This is a genomic window from Rhizobium sp. L43 (assembly GCF_002531725.1).
Lineage (GTDB): Bacteria > Pseudomonadota > Alphaproteobacteria > Rhizobiales > Rhizobiaceae > Rhizobium.
In genome coordinates this window covers 159853-180034 of record NZ_NWSQ01000008.1, presented here as the reverse complement: position 1 = coordinate 180034, position 20182 = coordinate 159853, and the positions used below count along the sequence as shown (strand labels likewise).

Below are 20182 nucleotides of genomic sequence, written 5' to 3'. Positions count from 1 at the left end.
TCAGGCCGCTTCGCTTGCGCGGCGGTAGCTGGTCTCGACCTCCTGGCGGAGGTCCTCCCAGATCGTCTTGCAATAGTCGATGAAGCTCTGCTCGTAGCGGATCTCCGATACGACTCGGGGGCGGGGGAGATCGATCGTGTAGACCGACTTGACCGTCGCCGGGCCGGCGGTCAGGACATAGACCTTGTCGGCGAGCGCGACAGCTTCTTCGAGATCGTGTGTCACGAACACCACCGAGGCCTTTCGCTCCGCCCACAGCTTCAACAGTTCCTCGTGCATTACCGTACGGGTCTGCACGTCGAGCGCCGAAAAGGGCTCGTCCATCAGCAGGATTTCCGGTTCGTTGATGAAGGTCTGCGCCAGCGAGACGCGCTTGCGCATGCCGCCGGAAAGCTGGTGGGGATAGTGGTGGGCAAACTTCGAAAGGCCGACGCGCGCCAGCCAGTCGCGGGCACTTTTTTCAGCTTCGGTGCGCGACTTGCCGCGGAACAGCGGCCCGGCCATGACGTTGTCGATGACGTTCTTCCAGGGAAAGAGTGCGTCGGTCTGGAATGCGAAGCCGACACGCGGGTCGATGCCGGTGATCGGGCCGCCCATCAGCCGGACTTCGCCGGCGCTCGGGCGTGCGAGGCCGGTAACCAGGTTGAGTGTCGTCGACTTGCCGCAGCCGGTCGGACCGACGACGGCGACGAACTCGCCGCGGGCGACCGTCATGTTGAAATCGCGGAGCGCAGTCAGGGATTTGCCGGTCGGTGAGACGAAGCGGCGGCTGACATTGATCAGCTCGATCGCCGGGATCTGATTGTTGTCATGTTGCATGATGATACCTGAGGCGTGCCTTTGGGGCGCGTGCACGCAATGCCCATGGATCGATAGGGAGGCCGCTTCCGGTTCGGACCGGAAGCGGCGCGACGCCTTACTGGACGTTCTTGACGAATTCCGTCGTGTAGGTCTTGGAAAGGTCGATCTGCTTGCCCTTGACGTTCTTGGAGAACTCCGACAGCACCGCAAGCACGGTCTTCGGACCGTCTTCCGGCATGACGCCATCGGGCGTGAACATGCCCTTGCCCTCGTCGAGAGCCTTGATGTAGCCGTCCTTGTCGCCGACATAGAAGTCCTTCGGCATCTTGTCCGCGATCTCGGCGGCAGAATGCGTGTTGATGTACTTCAGCGTCTTGACGAAGGCGTTGGCGAGCTTCTGCGCCTCTTCCTTGTGGGCGTCGACCCAGGAGGCTTCCATGTAAAGCGAGGCCGCCGGATAGGTGCCGCCGAGCGCCTTTCGGGTCGATTCGACCGTGCGCATATCGACGAGCACACTGGCTTCGCCTGTCTTGATCAGGCGCGAGATCGTCGGCTCGGTCGTCATCCCGGCCTGGATCTGATCCTGCTGCATGGCGGCGATGAAAGTGCCGCCGGCGCCGACCGGGACGGTGACGACGTCGCCGGGCTTCAGTCCGGCCTTCGAGGCCATGAAGAGGGTCAGGAAGTTCGTGGACGAGCCGAGACCGGTAACACCGAGGGTCTTGCCTTTGAAATCGGCCGGCGACTTGATGTCAGGATGTTTGCTCGAGACCATCTCGACCTCGCCCGGCGCCTGGCTGAACTGGACGATGGATTCGACGAATTTGCCCTTGGCCTGCAGGTCGACGCAGTGGTCGTAGAAGCCGACTACGCCCTGGACGGCGCCGGCCAGCAGCTGGTTTTCGGCATCGACGCCGGCAGCTTCGTTCAGGAGCTCGACGTCAAGGCCCTCGTCCTTGAAGTAGCCGAGGGATTCGGCGAGCTTGGCGGGCAGATAGATCTGCTTCTCATAACCGCCGACCATGATGGTGATCTTGTCGGCTGCGCTGGCTGCGCTCGCAGTCAATGACGCGGCAGTGAGAAGCGCAGAAAAAGCGACGGTGTGAAAAAGGCTGCGCGAAGAACGCATTGATATCTCCTCCTTGTGGTGTGCTGCATCGTCGTCTTGCCACCTTTGACCGTGTCTCCTCCACGATGCTGCCCAACTTCCTATGACGTCGAAGCTTTCAACTAGCTTTCAGCTGCAGCCTTGAGCGCGCCGCGCTCGGCGGGCCGTCATTCAAACGGTTCCAGGCGCGGCGCAGCTGCCGTGCCGAGCCGAAGCCGGCGCGCATGGCGACGGCCTCCATGTCCAGCCGCGAACCGGCGAGCATCTCGCGGGCAAGAGCCACACGCATACGGTTGACGAAATCCGTAACGCTCATGCCGGTCTGTTCGTTGAACAGCCGTGAAAGGTTGCGCGGGCTGGCGCCGCTGAGGCGGGCGAGCAACGCCACCGACCAGTCCCGGGAGGGATCGGCGACCACGGCGTCCTGCGCACGGTGAATGACCGGGTGGATATGGTTGCGGCCTTCGAGCCAGGGCGAAAGCTGCGGATCCGAGCCGCCGCGCCTGAGATAGACGACAAGATATCGTGCCACCGCAAGCGCGCAGGCATGTCCCGCCGCCTCGGCGACGATATGGAGCATGAGGTCTATGCCGGCGGTGATGCCGGCGCTGGTGAGGCGGTCTCCGTCCTCGACGTAGAGCCGGTTGTCCCGGACACGCGCCGTCGGCGCGAGCCTGATCAGATCTTCCATGCAGCCGTGATGCGTGGTGCACTCGCGGCCGTCGAGCATTCCGGCCTCGGCAGCGAGCAATGCGCCCGAGCAGATCGAGACCAGTCGAATTCCCGGACGGATGGTACGCTTCAACCATGCAACGATGGCGGCCTCATCGGCGCATTCCCGCCCGTCCTGTGGGCCGCTGCCTTCCATCGGCGCGTCGGCGCTGCCGGCAATGACGACAAGCGCACTATCGGGCAGACGTTCCGGCAATGCGGCGACGCCGGTAACGGCAAGACCGATCGAGCTGCCGACCGTCGCCGATGGGCCGACATAGGTGACGGTAAAGCGCACCCTGCGCTGTTCGAGGTTCGCCTTGCGCAGCACTTCGATCGGGCCGGCCACGTCGAGCAGCAGCACGCGCGGCGGCACGACGACGAAGACCGGGATATCGAAGGGCTGCGCGGCGTCCGTCATGCGGCGAGCGGCTTTCCACGCCCCGCCAGTGCCTGTTCGACGGTCGAGATCCGAGCGAAGCGGCCTGACAGGACCAGTTCGGTCCGGTCGCGGATTTCCCTCGCACTCCAGGTGCGTCCGGTGGCGTCGGTCATCGGGAAGGTCAGGGTCGCTTCGCCGACATAGTCGACTTGATAGCCGAGATCGGAGGCGTGGCGGGTCGTGGTCTCGCAGCACTGTTCGGTGCGGATGCCGGAGACGAGGATCCGACGGACGCCGTTCTCGGTCAGCCACACATCGAGGCCCGAACCGACCAGAGCGCTATGGCGGCTCTTCCTGAATGTCGCCTTCGGCGCGATCCTGAGCGGCGCGAGGGTCCTGACGAAGCCTGATGCCTCCGAAAACGGCGAGTTTTCATCGACATGGAAGATCTGGACAACGGGTATTCCATCGGCTTGCACGCCGTCGATCAGAGCCTGCTGACGATCGATGTAGGCGGATGCCAGGGTTTCATCCCAGTAATCGCGTTGTCTGAAAGACTCTTGGGCGTCGATGACGAGAAGGACAGTATCATGGCCGGACATTTTTTGCTCCATGGCGGTTGATCATGAAGCTATATTCGGCGATTTGATGGCGTGGGAAAATGCGCGCGCCGGACAAATAGCGGACAATTCGCGCCAACAGCCGCGGACGCTTCCAGGCAATTCCGGGATCGACTGTCAGCTCGTGAAGCTTCGCAGATCCTTCAGCAGGTTGCGGTATCTTGTCTGGCTGCCGACCAGGTGCTCGCGCATCGCATTTCGGGCGGCCTGATCGTCCCTGTCGGAGATGGCAACGACGATTGCTTCGTGTTCTCTGTGAATCAGCTTTCGGTAGGCGGTCTGTTCGGCTGTCCGCGATTCCGGGACCAGCCGCGACTGCGGGATGATCGCCGAGCCCTGGGATTCCAGGAACTGCCTGAACAGCGGATTGTTCGTGGCTTCGGCGATCGCGGCATGGAGTTCGAGATCCGCCTCACGAATGGAATGGTCGCTCTCGATGCAATGGAGGATATTCCGGTGGCATTCGAAAATCGCCTCTTCCTGCGCAGGCGAGCGGCGCAAGGCCGCAAGACCGGCGGCCTCGATTTCGACAGGCGTTCTGATCTCGAGCACTTCCAGGTCGGAAACGACGCGGGCCTTGTCGGCCTTCCGCCCGGATTGCGCGGGATCAGCGCCGATCACGAAAATCCCCGCTCCCTGCCGCACCTCGACAAGACCGTCAGAACGAAGTGCGGCCACGGCTTCGCGCACGACGGTTCGGCTGACACTGTGTGTCTCCGTCAGCTCATGTTCGCTGGGAAGTTTGTCGCCGGCCGAATACTGGCCGCTCAAGATCGCTTGCCGGAGACTTTCGCCGACCTGTGAAACCAGCGACCCGGAACCTTTGCTGCGATCCTTCATCTGCATTGCCACGCCTAACCCCCGCGTCGGCTTTGATCCGAACGCCGGCCAAATGCGCGGCATTGCGAAATTCACGATTCATCACACATGTATGACAAATTGCGTCCTATTTCAATGGATACGCGGCGCTGGTTCCTCTCTGTTTGCAGACATGGCTGCTGCGATTGGATAGGGTATTTGCTATAAGACGAGGAAGCTTCAATGGAAATTAAGGGGCCGACCGCGCATGTTCCGGTGCCGCCTGCGCAGGAGAAGCGTCGGCGCCGGACACTGGAGGCGCTAGCCGATGTGGACCAGGGCAGCGCATCTTCCCTTGCCTGATGAGGAGTTTTAGACAGGCGGCTCACAGTCGCCTGGTCGACTCCCCACGCACAAATCTCGGCGTCAGGATGAAATCCTCCGGCGACTGAGCGGCGGCTTCGGGGCTTGCTATCCTTGCCAGAAGACGTTCTGCCGCCAGTTCGCCGAGCTTCTGCGCATCCTGCACGACCATGGTGATGCGCGGCGTAATGACGTTGCTCCAGGGTACGTCGTCGACCATCGCCAGCGACACGTCGTCGGGGCAGCGGAAGCCCATTTCCTGCATCACCTGCAGGGTTGCCAGCCCCATCATGTTGTTGGCGCCGATAATGGCGGTCGGCCGGTCGCGGCGGGTGAGCAGCCGCATCGCCTGTGCATGGCCGCCGGTCCTGGTGTAGCCGCCCTCGACCACCAGTGAAGGATCGACCTCCACGCCGGCGCCGGCCATCGTGTTCATATAGCCCTTCAGGCGCTCATCGGCGGTGTGCAGGCCGGCGGGGCCGGAAATGAAGCCGATGCGCCGGTGGCCGAGCTGCAGCAGATGTTCCGTCAGGATGGTGGTGGTCAGCGGATTGTCGGAGCCGACGAAATCGCGCTCGGCACCTTCCACCTTCTGGTCGAACATCACGATCGGCGTCTTGAAGTCGCGCAGGAAGGCTGCGTATTCCGCGCCGCGCCCGTTAGCCGCCAAAGCGATGCCGGCGATCTTCTGCGCCTGCAGCCGCTCCAGCAGCGCCCGTTCGAGATCGGCCCTGCCGGAGGAGTCGGCGATCAGCACGAAATAGCCGTGGTCGAGCGCCTGGTGCTCGATCTCGCGGCGGATGTCGCCGAAGAACATGTTGCCGAGATTGGCGGAGACGAAGCCGATGAGCGAACTGCGCCCGCGCGCCAGCGTCTGGGCCACCGGATCGATGCGGTAGCCCGTCGATTGTATCGCCTGCTGGATGCGATCGAGCGTCTCGGCGCCGACCCGCTTCGGGTTGTTGAGCGCGAGCGAGACGGTCGAGATCGAAACCCCCGCCAGGCGCGCGACATCTCGTATGGTCGTCATGTCTATCGAACCGGTTCTAAAGCTTTCTTTTGTCAGATTTTATTCATTGTTGCAACATACCCTGTTCCATCTGCCGCCGTGGCGCGGCTTAATTGGTAGTTTAGCGATTTGCGAATTTCGGCTTGACAGGCGCCGGATCAAGGAAGATGTTCACCCACCGAACCGGTTCGACATGACGTGAAGCCGGGAAACAGGGAGGAGAAACCTGTGACGAGTTCGGAGCGCCAGCCGGAAAATTCGGTGCCGGGAGTGGGTAAGCACGCCTGGTTCAGCCATGATCGCCTCGGCATGTTCATCCATTGGGGCCTTTATGCTCTTGGAGCCCGGCACGAGTGGTTGAAGAACCGCGAAGAGCTGAACGATGACCACTACCAGCGCTATTTCGACAACTTCGATCCTGATCTCTACGATCCCAAGGAGTGGGCCCGCCGCGCGCGTCTTGCCGGCATGAAATATGTCGTGGTGACGACCAAGCATCACGAAGGTTTCTGCCTCTGGGACAGCAAGGTCACCGATTACAAGGCGCCGAACACGCCCTGCGGCAGGGACCTGCTGACGCCGCTGGTCGAAGCCTTTCGCGCCGAGGGATTGAAGATCGGCTTTTATTATTCGCTGCTCGACTGGCACCATCCGGATTTCCCGATCGACGTCCACCACCCCTTGCGCAACCATCCGCAGGCCGAGGCGCTGAATGCCGGCCGCAACATCGCCAATTACGCCGCCTATATGCGCGAACAGGTGCGCGAGCTTCTAACCGGCTTCGGCCGTATCGACATCATCTGGTTCGATTTCAGCTATCCCGGCCGTGAATATCGCGGCCTGCCCGGCAAGGGGCGCGCCGATTGGGAGAGCGAACGACTGCTCGAACTGGTGCGCCAGCTGCAGCCCGAAATCATCGTCAACAATCGCCTCGATCTGCCGCCAAGCAAGCTGCCCGACATAACGACGCCGGAGCAATATACGCCCCGCGTGGCGCCTGCCATCGCGAGCCAAGGGGTGCTCTGGGAAGCCTGCCATACCTTCAGCGGCTCCTGGGGTTACCACCGCGACGAGGATAGCTGGAAGAGCCCGGAACAGATCGTCCAGCTGCTCATCGATTCCGTTGCACTCGGCGGCAACCTGCTGATGAATGTCGGCCCGACCGGCCGCGGCACGTTTGATGCGCGCGCCATCGACGCGCTGGAGGTCTACCAGAACTGGATGGCCGTAAACGCACGCTCCATTTCCGGGGCCGGCGCGTCCGATTTTCCGGTGCCGGCCGGCTGCCGCTACACCCAGCGCGGCAACCGCCTCTACCTGCATGTCTATAACTGGCCTTACCGCCACATCCATATCGAGGGCCTCGCCAACAGGATTGCCTATGCGCAGTTCCTGCACGACGCCAGCGAGGTGCGCTGGCTCAGCCATACCAGGGATGTGGATTCCAATATCGGCGTGATGGTGCCGGAAGGCATGATCACGCTCGAACTGCCGGTCCGGCGCCCGGACGTTACCGTGCCGGTGATCGAGATCATCCTCAAGGCGTGAGCTCGATCGCACTCGCGTGTCCTTTACATTCATGGAGGGAGGAGAAACCCATGAAGGTTCTGAAGAAGGCGCTTTTTCTAGCCGCAATCGGCGGCAGTCTCGTTACCACAGCCGCATCGGCCGAGCAGGTCAACCTGACCTGGCAGATGTGGACCGGCTCCGAAGCCGACACCAAGAGCTGGCAGCATCTGGCCGACATGGTGACCGCCAAGTACCCCGACATCAAGGTGACGCTGACGACGACGGGCTGGGTCGATTACTGGACGAGGCTGCCGGTGCTGGCGGCGTCCGGCCAGCTCGCCGACATCGTGTCCATGCAGTCGCTGCGCATGCCGAATTTCTATTCGCTGCTCGAGCCTCTGAATGACCGGATCGCTGCCGACAAGTTCGACGTCGGCGCTTTCACCCCCTCGATCATCGGCGGCATGTCCGTCGACAAACAGCTTTATGGCCTGCCCTACGACGTCGGTCCGTGGGTCATCTATTATAACCAGGATGCCCTCGAAGCCGCGGGCATTCCGCTGCCGAAGCCGGGCTGGACGCTTGCCGAGTTCACCGATGCCGCCAAGAAGCTGACCAAGGACGGCAAGTATGGCTTCGGCATCACGCCGACCAACTATTCGGTCCTGGCTGCGGCCTGGGGCGATAAATACGTCAACGACGCCGGCGAGCTTGACTTGACCAGTGCGAGCGCAGTTGCCGCCGCCGACAGGCTGATCGGCTTTGCCGCCAAGGATAAGATCGCGCCGCTGGTTCCCTCGGGTGGCGCGGATCCCGGCGAAGTCGTCCAGGGCCGGTTCAATTCGGGTAACATCGCCATGTATATCGATGGTCCCTGGTCGATCATCGGCATGAAGGGCCAGGCCAAGTTCAAGATCGGCCTCACCACCCTGCCGCGCGCCGAAGGCGAGCTCTCGGCCGTCACCGCAGGTTCCGGTTTCGGTATTTCCACGTCAAGCAAGAACAAGGATGCGGCCTGGAAGGCCATTCAGGTGCTGACAAGCCCCGAAGCGCTAGCCTACCTCGCCGAGGGAGGGCGTGCGTTGCCGGCGCGCACGGCGGCGCAATCCTCCTGGTATCAGGTGGCGGCCAAGGACATCACCAATGGCGGCGAGGCCATCGACTACTCGCTCGCGCATTCCGTACCTTATGTGATCACCGGCAACTGGGCGGCGGTGGAAAACCTCTTCAACCAGTATTTCCCACCTGCCTTCGCCGGCAGCGCCGACGCCAAGCAGACAATGGAGTCGATCCAGAGCCTCGCGCAACAATAGAGCGCCGCCCATGCCCCCGAAAATCGAATTCGTTTTCGGGGGCATGGGCCAGCTCTCGTCGCGGCAGCAACTGCCGCGCATGGAGGAAGACATGTCGCAAAGCGCCGTCGCCGAAATTCCGTTGCAGCCCAGACAGCCACGGCGCTTTTTCAAGCCTGAGACGCAGACGGCCATGCTGTTCCTGCTGCCGAGCTTTCTCGGTTTCATGATTTTCATGGCCCTGCCGATCGTGGCGTCGCTGGCGCTCAGCTTCACCAATTGGCAGCTGATCTCGACGCCGTCCTTCGTCGGCTTCCAGAATTATATCAAGCTCTTTACCGTCGATCCGGCGTTCTACACCATTTTGGGCAATACGCTGTTCTTCGCCGTCGAGTATCTGGCTGTGAATATCATCGTCTCGCTGACGCTTGCGGTGTGGATATCGAGCCTGAAGCGCGGCAAGGCGATTTTCCGGGTGATCTTCTTCCTGCCGACCTTCACGCCGACGATCGCCGCCTCGGTGGTGTGGCTGCTGATCTTTACGCCGGACGGGCTGGCCGACAGCGTTATTCGTTCGCTCGGCCTCGGCCTGCCGAATTTCCTGCTGAGCTCGACCTGGGCCATGCAGGCGGTCGTGCTTGTCACCCTCTGGGCGAATGTCGGCTATAACGTGGTGATGTTCAACGCCGCGCTCGATCTTGTGCCGAAGCACTATCTCGAGGCGGCGACGATCGACGGCGCCAATGTCTGGCAGCGCTTCTGGCGTATCCGCCTGCCGCTGATCTCGCCGACCATTTTCTTTGCCACCGTGATGACGGCGATCACTTCGCTGCAGGTCTTCGACGAGATCTTTGCGATGACACGTGGTGGCCCGGGCTCGGCGACGGCGACGCTCGGCTTCGCCATCTACCAGAAGGGCTTCACCAATTTCCAGATGGGCTATGCCTCGGCTCTCGCCTGGGTGATGTTCGTCATGATCATGGCGCTCACCATCCTGCAGTTCCACATGCAGCGCAAATGGGTGCATTATGACGATTGACCCGACCTCTCGGCATCCGGATTCCGTCTCTGCCGATCGGCACCGCCTCTTGCGGCGCATCGGCACATTCATCAGTTATGCGGGACTTTCGCTGATCGCGTTGCTTTTTCTCTTTCCCTTTTTCTGGATGGTATCGAACGCGGTGCGCTCCAACGCCGAAGTGATGGCCGTTCCGGTCCGCATCTTCCCCGAAGAATATCAATGGGGAACTTTCGTCGACGCCTTCGTTTCACTGCCGTTCGGAACCTTCCTGCTGAATTCCATCATCGTCGCCTGCGGCGTCACGGCAATCGTGCTTGTGGTGTCGTGCCTTTCCGCCTACGCCTTCGCCCGGCTGCGGTTTCCTGGCCGGGAAGGGCTGCTGCTGACCTATCTCAGCACGCTGATGATCCCGCAGGTGATGCTGGTCATCCCGCTCTTCCTCGTCGTCAGCAAGCTCGGCTGGATCAATACCTATCACGGCATGATCCTGCCGGTCGCCTTCTCTTCCTTCGGCACCTTCCTGCTGCGGCAGTTCATCCTCGGCATTCCCAAGGATCTCGACGAGGCGGCGATGATGGACGGGGCTTCGCGTCTGCGCATTTTGGTCACCGTCATCGTGCCGCTGGCTATGCCGGCCATCGGCCTGTTGTCACTCTTCGCCTTCATCGCCCAGTGGAAGAGCTTCCTCTGGCCGCTGATCGCCACCAGCGGCGTCGAAAGAGCGACGCTGCCGCTCGGACTCACTCTGTTCCAGACACAGCAGGGCACCGCGTGGAACTACATCATGGCGGGTGCGACCATCTCCATGGTGCCGGGCGTGATCCTCGCCATCGTGCTGCAGAGGGTGATCTACAAGGGTATCAGCGTCGGCTCCGGTTTCGGCGGAAGATAATTCTCGTTAAACAAAGACTTGAAGCCGTCGCATCAAGTTCGGCTCGATGTCATTCAAGTCCGGCCGAGCGCCGCCAAAGAATGCGCTTCTGCCGCCGCTAGGTCATTCCTGCGCGCTTAACTTTCGCTTCACCTCGAAAAGTAAAATTTAACCAAAATTTGAAATAACGCATTCGTATCCGAATCGCGCAGGGGAATTCATGAAAACCGCCACGCTTGCATCCATCGCCTTGGCGATATCGGTCTCTGTTGCCAATGCGCAGACGATCGGGGTTTCGATGACCAATCTCGACAAATTCAGAGAGATGCTTCTGAACGGCGTCGTCTCGCACGGGAAGACGATATCAGGCCTCAAGCTCGTCACTGAGAATGCCAACGGCGACAATGAGCTGCAGAAGAAACAGGTTCAGCAGTTCGTTGCCGACAAGGTCGACGCCATCATCATGATGCTGTCTGATGGCGATTTCGGACCGCAAATGACCAAGATCGCAGCGGATGCCGGCGTTCCGCTGATCTACATCAACACGACGCCCTCCAATCTCTCGGACTTGCCGGACAATCAGGTCGTTGTCGCCTCCAATGAGAAAGACTCCGGTACGCTCGAGACGAAGCAAGTGTGCTCTCTCCTCAAGGGCAAGGGCCGTGTCGTCGTGCTGATGGGGGAGGTCTTCCATGTGGCCGCCCGTACCCGCACCCAGGACATCGCCGATGTCATCGCGACGCCGGAATGCAAAGGCCTGGAGATCGTCGAGCAGCAAGCGGCCTATTGGTCGCGCGATTATGCCGATCAGCAGATGCAGGAATGGCTGGCGGCCGGCGTCAAGTTCGACGCTGTGATCGCCAACAATGACGAGATGGCGCTCGGTGCGATCCGCGCCATGAAGAAGGCCAATATCCCGATGAAGGACGTCGTCGTGGCCGGCGTCGACGCGACCGACGACGCGCTCGCCGCGATGGTGGCGGGCGATCTCGACGTCACCGTTCTCCAAAGCGCCGTCGGGCAGGGTGCGGCTGCGGTCGAAGCCGCCATGAAGCTCATCAAAAAGGAGAAGGTGCCGCGCGAAAACAACGTTCCGTTCGAACTCGTCACACCTGAGAACATTGCCAGCTATCTGCCGAAAAGCCAGTGAGCATAAGAGGACTATGATGTTGCATTTCTGGAATAAATTCGGCATTCGCGCGCAGATCACCTCCGGCTTCGTGCCGCTGATCCTGTTGATGAGCCTGCTGACCGTCAGCGCGATTTCGGGCATGAACGGGCTCGCCTCGATCTTCGCGTCCTATCGCGCCACGGCCGGCCAGAGCCTTGCCATCTCGGACTACAGCGACCAGCTGCACGAGATTCAGGTGTCGGCGGAAGCGTTCCGCTCGACGCCGACACCGGCTGTCGTCGACAGCTTTCGCGCCGGCGTGAAAGCCTTCGACGCCGACGATCCGCGGTTTGCCGGCAACAAGGACCTGCAGTCCGGCCTTTCGGCGATCCGTCAGGATATTGCCGCCTATGGCAAGGCTTTCGAACAGATCGTCTCCCTGCAGGCCCGGCGCGATGCGCTGATTTCCAAGGTCACCGAATTCGGGCCGTGGACCAGCATTGCGCTCAACGACGTCATGCGCAGCGCCTGGCGCCAGAACGACGTGGCTCTGCTGCATATGACGGCGGCAACGCTCGAGGCCTTGAACCGCAGCCTCTATTTCTCCGAACGCTTCGTGCATTCCGACGATTTCGCCGCTTATGACACGGCGCAGGCAGCACTCGCCGAAGCGGTCTCGCTGAATGACGCCGCTGCCAAGGCTGCCAAGAACGAGCTGCAGAAGAAGCGCCTAATGGGTGCCGGTCAGCTCATGCAGAACTACACCGCCCGTCTTGGCGACATGAAGGACGTATTGCAGGCGAGCGGCAATATCCGCCAGACGCAGCTCAATGTGCTGGCGCCGAAGATATCAGGCGAGTTCAAGGATCTGCAGGCCAGCGTCACCGGCGCGCAGAAGAACCTGGACGGTTCGGTCGAAGCAACGGTCGCCTCCGCGACCAGCGCGACGCTGGTTATCAGCGGTCTGCTGATCGTCATCGGACTTGTGCTGTCCTATTTCGTCGGCCGGTTGATTTCCTCGGCGGTGCGCAACATGGCCCAGTCGATGGAGCAGCTTGCCCGCGGCGAGGAAGGGATCATGATCACCGGTGTCGAGCATCGCCACGAACTCGGCGCCATGGCCCGCTCGCTGAAGGTTTTCCAGGAAACGGGACGCGCCAAGCTGATCGCCGAGGCCAATGCCGAACGGGCTCGCCTCGCCGCCGAAGAAGAGCGACTGCGCCAGGAGGCCGAGCGGCTCTCCGACGCGCAGGTGATGGAGCATGCCTTCCGCCAGATTTCCGTCGGGCTGGATGCACTCTCGAAGGGCGATCTCACCGTGCGCGTCGGCGAAGTCGACCATCGCTACGTCAGGATTCGCGATCACTTCAACAATTCGGTCGCGAGCCTCGAAGAGGCCGTCGCCTCCGTCATCCGCGCGGTCGCCACCATCCGGTCCGGCCTTTCGGAAATCTCGACAGCCTCCAACGATCTGGCGCGCCGCACCGAGCAGCAGGCAGCTTCGCTTGAGGAAACCGTAGCCGCGCTCGGAGAGGTGACCCGCGGCGTCAATGGAACGGCCGAGGGCGCAAGCCGCGCCCAGGGTGTCGTGGCGACGGCCCGCACCAATGCCGAAAAGGGTGGCGAGATCGTTGCCCGTGCCATCGCCGCCATGACGGAAATTCAAAATTCCTCGTCGAAGATCGGCAACATCATCAGCGTCATCGACGAGATCGCCTTCCAGACCAACCTGCTGGCGCTGAATGCCGGCGTCGAAGCGGCACGCGCCGGCGAAGCGGGCAAGGGCTTTGCTGTCGTCGCCCAGGAAGTCCGCGAGCTCGCCCAGCGCTCGGCCAATGCGGCGAGGGAGATCAAGGAACTGATCTCCACCTCCTCGACCCAGGTCAAGACAGGCGTCCAGCTGGTGGGCGAATCCGGCCTCTCGCTGGAACAGATCGTCGAGCAGGTCACGGCGATGAATGCGACCGTGGCCGAGATCGCCGTGGCCGCCCGCGAGCAGGCCACGAGCCTGCGCGAGGTCTCGGCTGCCGGCGACCAGATGGACAAGGTGACGCAGCAGAACGCCGCAATGGTCGAAGAAACGACGGCGGCCGCGCAGAGCCTGACACAGGAAACCGAAAGCCTTGCCGAACTGCTGCGGCGGTTCAAGACCAGCAGCGGCCGGGCATCGGAACATCGCCAGTACGCAATGGCATCCTGACGTTCTGCTGAGGCAGGTGGCCCGACCAGATCTGCCATAACGTTTCAGCACTTGCATCGAACGCCGCCGCCTCGAAAGGGGCGGCGGCGTTCGCGCGTCAGAAGGAGCGCCTTCGCCGCAAGTCCCATGCTGCCCGCTATCAGTTCCCGCCGCGGGAAACCCGGCGCGCATCATGCTGACAAAATCTGTCACTGCCTTGCGCTATACACCGACCATCGCCACTCAACAGAAGGAAAGAACGATGGCTGGAACAAACGGCAAGGCCCTGATGATCGCCCAGACCTATTTCGACGCCATGGCCAACAAGGACATCGGAACCATTGCTTCGGTTGCCGCCGAGGACGTCGTCTGCACGTCTCCTCTGGGAGAAATTCGAGGCGCGCAGGCATTCCGTGGTTTCCAGGAAGGCTTTGCCAGGATGATCGAGAAACTGACATTGGTTGCCATCTTCGGCGACGAGGAGCGCGCCGTCATTGTCTACGACGCGCAGACCCACCCGGTTCCGAACGCGATCGTGGCCGAGCATATCACGGTCAGGGACGGCAAGCTGGCGTCGACGACAGTGATCTATGACGGCACGCCCTTCGCGGAATACGCGAAAAACGTAGCGCAGCACTGACCGGGATCGCGGAGGTTGCCTATGATTATAATTACCGCCGCGACCGGGCGTTATGGTCGGCTCGTCATCGATGCTCTTCTGCGGCGCGGCGTACCCGCCCATGAGCTGGTCGCTGCCGTTCGCGATCCGCGCAAGGCACAGGATCTGGCAGCCGCAGGTCTTCAGGTTCGCGAAGCAGACTACGATCGGCCAGAAACACTGGCATCCGCTTTTGCCGGCGCAGACAAGATCCTACTCATTCCGTCCGCTGATTTCGGGCGGCGGTATCCGCAAATGAAGAGCGCAGCGAAGGCAGCGGTGGAGGCGGAAGTCGGCGCGATCGCTTATGCGGGGTTCATCAACAGCGATACCAGCACCCTGATGCTGGGCGAAGAGCACAAGCAGGCCGAAGACTTCATCACCGCGACCGGATTGCCTCACATTTTTCTGCGTAACGGAGCCTATATCGAGGTCTATGCCGGCGATCTTGGCAACATTGGCTATGCCCTGATGACAGGCGAGCTCCTAGGTGCTGCCGCAAACGGGTATGTGTCCGGCGCGAGCCGTCAGGATCTGGCGGAAGCGGCGGCAACTGTTCTTGCGAGCGAATTGGAGGGGAACGCCGTTTACGAACTCGGCGGCACCGCTTTCACCATGGAAGACATGGCAGCCACGATCTCGCAGCTCGCGAGCAAACCGCTCGTCTATCAGGACATGTCCCTCGACCAGTATCGACAAGTGCTGGCAACCATCCTGCCGGGCTTCCTCGCGGAGCTTGTCGCCGATGCGAGTTTCGCCACCCAGCGTGGCGACTGGTTCAGCGAAAGCACCGATCTGGAACGTCTTCTTGGCCGGCCAAGCACACCGCTGATTGACGTTGTCTCCGCCACCCTCAAGAGAAATGGGTTGATATGAAACGGATCCAGTATGACGGTTACGGCGGTCCGGAGTTGATGAAGCTGGAAGACTTCGAACTTCGTGCGCCCGGCAAAGGTGAGGTCGCGGTAAAGGTCAGCTTCGCGGCCATTAATCCGATCGATTGGAAGGTGCGCAACGGCGCGTTGAAGATGGTGACGGGGAAGAAATTCCCACGCGCCCTTGGAAGCGACTTCTCAGGCACGGTGATTTCCGTCGGGCTCGGCGTCACGCGCGTGAAACCCGGCGACGCGGTATTTGGCCTGGCGCCGATCAAAGAGGGCGGGGCGATCGGCGAAGCCGTGATCGCGCCCGAGGCTTTCGTCTCCAGGAAGCCAGATTCGATTTCCTTTGAGGATGCAGCCTGCCTCGCGACCCCCGGGCGTCACGGCTTGGAACGGCCTCGTCGACAAAGCGGGTTTGAAACGCGGGCAACGCGTGTTCGTCAATGGCTGCGGTGGCGCCGTCGGTCAATCGGCGGTCCAGCTTGCCTGCATGCTCGGTGCGATAGTCTCGGGCAGTTGCAGTGCCGAAGGCGCGCAGAGCGCGCGCGATCTCGGGTGTCAGACAGTGTTTGACTACCGGACGACCGATTTGTCGAGGATCGGCGATCGTTACGATGTCGTCTACGACACAGCAGCCACGATGACGGTGGCGGCCGGGCTGGGCCTGCTTCGCAAAGGCGGTGTGTTTCTCGACATCAACCCCACGCCGGTCAAATTCATCCGTGCTCTCGTCAATCGACAGCTGAAGCCGATCATCTGCACGGCGGGAGCCGATATTCTGGACGGTCTTTCCCGAGCGGCAAGTGAAGGAAAATTGAAGCTGCCGGTTGCCCAGGTCATCCCGCTGGAGGACGCGATCTCATTGGTGACCGCACTAGAAGCTGGCCGGAAGCTTAAGGGAAAAGGGCTGGTCTCCATGAACTGACGGCATGTCGTTCGATAGCTGAAGCGGGCCGTATGAATCTCGGTCGATGTGGCACGCTTTTCTGGCAGCATGCTGCCAAATTTTGGCACAATTCGTGCTAACTTGGTTTCATGTCCAGGAGTAACCGCCTTTTCGACCTCATGCAGACGCTGCGGCGGCACCAGCGTCCGGTGCCGGGGCCTGAGCTTGCCCGCGAAGCCGGGGTATCCCTGCGAACGATCTATCGGGATATCGCCGCCTTGCAGGCCTTAGGCGCCCAGATTGACGGTGAGCCGGGCTTTGGTTACGTCCTGAAGCCCGGCTTCCTGCTGCCACCCCTCATGTTCTCCGAGGAGGAACTGCATGCGCTGACCTTGGGTGCCCAGTGGGTCTGCCGACAGACGGATGCCGGGTTGGCGATGGCCGCGCAAAACGCGATCGGCAAAATTGGCGCCGTGCTGCCAGCCGAACTGCGACCCGCGCTGCATGAAAACGCCTTTCACGTCAGCCGGGCGCCGGCCCAGGCGAATGAATTCGATCTTGGGATCATAAGGCAAGCGATGCGGGAGCAGCGAAAGCTGCTCATCGGTTATCGCGATCCGAACGGCACCCTCTCCGAGAGGATCATCTGGCCGATCATGCTCGGTTTCGTTCAGACGAACCGCTTCATCGCGGGCTGGTGCGAATGGCGGCAAGACTTCCGACTGTTCCGCGCCGATCGGGTTATGCGCGTGGAGCGGCGAGAGGAACGTTATCCCGGCCGTCGTCGCGATCTGGTCAAGCAATGGAGGGCGAAGGTCGATGCGGAACGTGCGGCGGCGCCCGGTGCGCGAACCTGATTCATGCGACGCGCTTTGGGGTTTTTGCGCAAACTGAAAATGAGAACGGCCGGCGAACGTCGCGCGCTCAGTTGTGGCTTCCGGATACCGGACCGTGCGGGACGCCAGCGATGCTCCTGCGGACATGGCGGACAGCGGTCCAGACGGCGAAGAGCACCAGTGGGATCGCGGCCAGCACGGCGAGTTTGGCCATATGCGGATCGACGCCGAGTTCGGCAATGCTTTCGAGGCAGATCTTAGCCAGGCCGACCGTGTAGTAGGTGATGGCGATGACGGAGAAGCCTTCGACCGCCTGCTGGATATGCACCTGGATGCGCGCCCGCTCCTCCATCGAGGTCAGCAGCGAGGCGTTCTGATCTTCGAGCTGAACCTGCACGGTGGTTCTGAGCAGGTCGCCGGCGAGGCTGACGCGCTCGGCCAGTTCGTCGAGGCGCCGTTCTGCCGCATAGACCGAGCGGACAGCCGGTTGGAAGCGCCTGTCGATGAACGTACCTAGCCTTTGCCTTTGCTCGACGCGTTCCTCGCGAAGCTCCGACAGCCTGCTGGCCACGATCTCGGCATAGGCTTTCGTCGCGCCGAAGCGGTGGCGGGCAAGCGCTGAGAAGTTGAGCACGTCGGAGGAGAGCCTCGTCACCTCGGACAGCAGCGCTTTGTCGACTTTGACGGCGCTCTGCATATGCGCGATCAAGAGATCGAGGCGCCTGTCGAAGGTTGAAAGCTTCGATACTGTCTCGCGCGCCATCGGCAGCGCAAGAAGCGCCATCATCCGATAGGTCTCGATCTCGAGGAAACGCCGGACCATGCGCCCGGTCCTGTAGGCGTTGAGGTTGCGGTTGAAGAACAGGAACTCGACGAAGCCGCTGTCGCTCAGGCGGAAGTTCGAATGTACTTCCGCATCGCCGCCGCCAACCTCGGATGCGACATAGTCCAGCTTCGGTTTTTCGGGACGATTTCCGCCCGTTTCGTCGCGCACCAGCACCCGGACTGCGGCGATGACCTTTCCGTCGATCTGGCGGCAGCAGGCCTGAAAGGCTTCAGGCGGATTGCTGCCGGGTTCGGCCGATGCCGGCACGACGAAGGTCAGCGTCAGGAATTCGGTATGGGCTTCCCATTTCAACCGGCCGTTGCCGACGCGGCCGATGCCGTGGTTGCCCTCGCCGGTCATGGTGACATCTTCCAACCCCGGCAGGGACTTGGGCAACGAAGGAGCGCCATTCTCGCCGACGATGGCGATGTGCCAAACATCGGTGTCGCCATCGAAATAAAGTGACGGGCGCGCGTGGAGCTCGTTGTGAAGTTCCCTTCGCAGCGGATGCTCGGAGCCGAGTGGCATGAAAATGCACCTCAATGGACTGGACTGCCGCCGATTTGCCGGCGTTAGTAAATTGAGCCTGAGCCGGCGCGCCGCGCAGGCCGACAACGCCTATAGCCTCTCCTGGGTCCTGTGTCACGAGCGCCTGACTGTCCATCTTGCCTATTCGCGCTGATGTGCCGCGCCGGCTTGGCCGGCTGTCAGAGCGAGCGGCTGATAAGGACGCTTCCGACCAGTTGCGCGGCGGCGCCTGCCGACATCGCCGCAAAAAAAACGATCAGCCACGGCCCGTTGCGAGGCCGTGGCTGATGCAGCGCGCAATCTGTGGGAGACAGGCGCGGCCGGTTACTTGTTGGCGGCGAGGGCCACGTTGACCTTATCGACATCGGCGCTCATCGCCTTGAACGTATCGTCGAGGGAAAGTTCGCCGACGATCAGCTGGCTCATCCTCTGGACGATCAACTGATAGATGGCGGAGGATCCCTTGAGGCGTTCGAGGTCGCGGGCGGCCTTCGGTGCGCTGTTGCGGCTTGCGAGGAAGACGGCCATGGCCTCCTTGGCGTTCTTGCTCTCGAGCTTGTACTGCGGGTCCTTGATGTCGGCACCGGTCAGGATGACGTAGTTTTCGGCGATTTCACGCTGGACCTTTTCAGAGCCGAGGAACTCGATGAATGAGGCCACGGCCTGCGGGTACTTGGTGCGTTTGAAGCCGACGATCGCGGTGCCGCCCGGCATCGCATAGCAACCGGCATCGCCGCAGGGTGCGCTGATCGCCGTCCAGTCGAAGGCGTCGCCGATCTTCTTCTGGAACGGATTGACCATCCAGTTGCCGGCGAGATAGGTCACGACATTGCCGTTGACGAACTCGTCACCCATGTTCTTGTACTGGGTTCCGCCGGCCGCACCCCACATTTCCTTCGGGAAAGAGCCGTCCTTCGTCCAGTTATAGAGATCGGTGATGTAGTGCTTGGCGGCATCGTCGGGGAACGAGAACTTGCCGTCCTTGACGTAGTTCGAGCCGTAGGAGAAGGCAGCACCCGAGAAGCGATGGCCCGAGCGGTCCATAGTGAAGGGGATCTGGGCGCCGGTCGCCTTGGCGACGCGCGCCGAAGCTTCGACGATGTCCTTCAGAGTGGCGGTCGGCTTGGGAAGCGGTTCTTTCGCCTGTTCGAACAGCGTCTTGTTGACGAACGGCAGGTTGAAGGTCTGCGAGGCGACATAGCCGTTGATCGAGTTCGGATCGTTGACGCCGGGGAAGCGAAGCGTGTTCAGGCTGTCGCCGTGCAGCTTGGCGAAGCCGTCCGGATCCTTCATCAGCGGGCGCATGTCGAGGTAATAGGGTGCCAGCTGCCAGTCGGTGATCTTGGCAATGTCGGGACCTTCGCCGATGGCGAGCTGCACCGGCAGCTGCTTGGCGACGGCATCATAGCCCGACGAGACGAAATTCACCTTGATGTCGGGATGCGCCGTCTCGAATTCCTTGCTCAGCGCTTCCATCCGCTCGACATAAGCCTGGTCGTCGTCGGTGAAGAGAAAGGTGATCGTCTGGGTTTCCGCCATGGCCACGCTGGACCATGCGAAAGAAACGGTGGCCAGCGCCAGTGCGAAAGCCCCTGAAAGATACGTTTTCATTTTCATCCTCCCATGAAAACATTTTCATCAATCGCGGCATAAGCCATCGATAAGTGAATTTCATATACTTGACATTCGTTCCGTCAAGCTATTTTCTAAGCGAATAGCGATGTTTTTGAGCAATTTTCAAAAATTACGCACACAAATGACCTAGTGAAAATATTTTCATAGGATTGCGGAG

General features: G+C 61.4%; 18 protein-coding genes and 1 pseudogene. 11 read left to right on the top strand and 8 right to left on the bottom strand.

Features of this window, described 5'->3' with window-relative positions; genetic code table 11:
- The 6 genes from CO667_RS12720 to CO667_RS12695 form a co-directional block, all read right to left on the bottom strand.
- The gene (locus CO667_RS12720) at positions 1-819 is read right to left on the bottom strand and encodes an ABC transporter ATP-binding protein (protein WP_097618708.1); all 819 of its coding nucleotides are present in this window, start codon (positions 817-819) and stop codon (positions 1-3) included.
- Between the two features lie 97 nt (positions 820-916).
- A complete protein-coding gene (locus tag CO667_RS12715; RefSeq protein ID WP_097618707.1) occupies positions 917-1930 on the bottom strand; it encodes an ABC transporter substrate-binding protein in 1014 nt (337 codons plus the stop codon).
- 97 nt (positions 1931-2027) lie between these two features.
- Positions 2028-3041 carry a helix-turn-helix domain-containing protein gene (locus CO667_RS12710; RefSeq protein WP_097618706.1) on the bottom strand — a complete coding sequence of 338 codons (1014 nt, stop codon included), beginning with the start codon at positions 3039-3041 and terminating at the stop codon, positions 2028-2030.
- Positions 3038-3616, bottom strand: coding sequence for an isochorismatase family protein (locus CO667_RS12705; protein ID WP_179874129.1), 579 nt, complete (start codon positions 3614-3616; stop codon positions 3038-3040). The genes CO667_RS12710 and CO667_RS12705 overlap by 4 nt, the downstream gene beginning before the upstream one ends.
- A 123-nt stretch (positions 3617-3739) precedes the next feature.
- Complete coding sequence (locus tag CO667_RS12700; RefSeq protein WP_097618704.1) at positions 3740-4468, bottom strand: FadR/GntR family transcriptional regulator; 729 nt, start codon at positions 4466-4468, stop codon at positions 3740-3742.
- 337 nt (positions 4469-4805) lie between these two features.
- Entirely contained in the window at positions 4806-5813 is a 1008-nt protein-coding gene (locus tag CO667_RS12695; protein ID WP_097618703.1) for a LacI family DNA-binding transcriptional regulator, read from the bottom strand.
- A 207-nt stretch (positions 5814-6020) separates the two neighbouring features.
- Between CO667_RS12695 and CO667_RS12690 the strand changes: the two genes are divergently transcribed.
- From CO667_RS12690 to CO667_RS12640, 10 genes and pseudogenes are all read left to right on the top strand, one after another.
- Entirely contained in the window at positions 6021-7340 is a 1320-nt protein-coding gene (locus CO667_RS12690) for an alpha-L-fucosidase (protein ID WP_097618702.1), read from the top strand.
- A gap of 50 nt (positions 7341-7390) precedes the next feature.
- A complete protein-coding gene (locus tag CO667_RS12685; protein ID WP_097618701.1) occupies positions 7391-8614 on the top strand; it encodes a sugar ABC transporter substrate-binding protein in 1224 nt (407 codons plus the stop codon).
- Between the two features lie 43 nt (positions 8615-8657).
- Entirely contained in the window at positions 8658-9632 is a 975-nt protein-coding gene (locus CO667_RS12680; RefSeq protein ID WP_179874133.1) for a sugar ABC transporter permease, read from the top strand.
- Positions 9622-10506, top strand: coding sequence for a carbohydrate ABC transporter permease (locus tag CO667_RS12675; RefSeq protein WP_097618700.1), 885 nt, complete (start codon positions 9622-9624; stop codon positions 10504-10506). Before CO667_RS12680 ends, CO667_RS12675 begins: the two co-directional genes overlap by 11 nt.
- 199 nt (positions 10507-10705) lie before the next feature.
- Positions 10706-11635: a substrate-binding domain-containing protein gene (locus CO667_RS12665; protein ID WP_097618699.1), complete on the top strand. Its 930-nt coding sequence runs from the start codon at positions 10706-10708 to the stop codon at positions 11633-11635.
- 16 nt (positions 11636-11651) lie between these two features.
- Positions 11652-13796 carry a methyl-accepting chemotaxis protein gene (locus tag CO667_RS12660; protein WP_097618788.1) on the top strand — a complete coding sequence of 715 codons (2145 nt, stop codon included), beginning with the start codon at positions 11652-11654 and terminating at the stop codon, positions 13794-13796.
- Positions 13797-14037: 241 nt separating this feature from the next.
- A complete protein-coding gene (locus CO667_RS12655) occupies positions 14038-14415 on the top strand; it encodes a nuclear transport factor 2 family protein (protein ID WP_097618698.1) in 378 nt (125 codons plus the stop codon).
- A gap of 21 nt (positions 14416-14436) precedes the next feature.
- Positions 14437-15309, top strand: a complete 873-nt coding sequence (locus CO667_RS12650) for an NAD(P)H-binding protein (RefSeq protein ID WP_097618697.1) — start codon at positions 14437-14439, stop codon at positions 15307-15309.
- Positions 15306-16239 (top strand): annotated as a pseudogene (locus CO667_RS12645) (NAD(P)-dependent alcohol dehydrogenase). The gene CO667_RS12650 and the pseudogene CO667_RS12645 overlap by 4 nt, the downstream one beginning before the upstream one ends.
- Before the next feature lie 110 nt (positions 16240-16349).
- Positions 16350-17057, top strand: coding sequence for a YafY family protein (locus CO667_RS12640; RefSeq protein WP_097618696.1), 708 nt, complete (start codon positions 16350-16352; stop codon positions 17055-17057).
- Positions 17058-17124: 67 nt separating this feature from the next.
- On the opposite strand, the gene CO667_RS12635 is transcribed toward CO667_RS12640, so the two are convergent.
- Entirely contained in the window at positions 17125-18390 is a 1266-nt protein-coding gene (locus tag CO667_RS12635; RefSeq protein WP_097618695.1) for a DUF3422 domain-containing protein, read from the bottom strand.
- Here CO667_RS12635 and CO667_RS35365 point away from each other — a divergent pair.
- A complete protein-coding gene (locus tag CO667_RS35365; RefSeq protein ID WP_179874128.1) occupies positions 18389-18544 on the top strand; it encodes a hypothetical protein in 156 nt (51 codons plus the stop codon). The two genes, CO667_RS12635 and CO667_RS35365, sit on opposite strands and share 2 nt — an antisense overlap.
- Before the next feature lie 170 nt (positions 18545-18714).
- Here the strand turns inward: CO667_RS35365 and CO667_RS12630 are convergent, their stop codons facing one another.
- Positions 18715-20001: an ABC transporter substrate-binding protein gene (locus tag CO667_RS12630; RefSeq protein WP_097618694.1), complete on the bottom strand. Its 1287-nt coding sequence runs from the start codon at positions 19999-20001 to the stop codon at positions 18715-18717.
- Positions 20002-20182 lie beyond the last annotated feature (181 nt).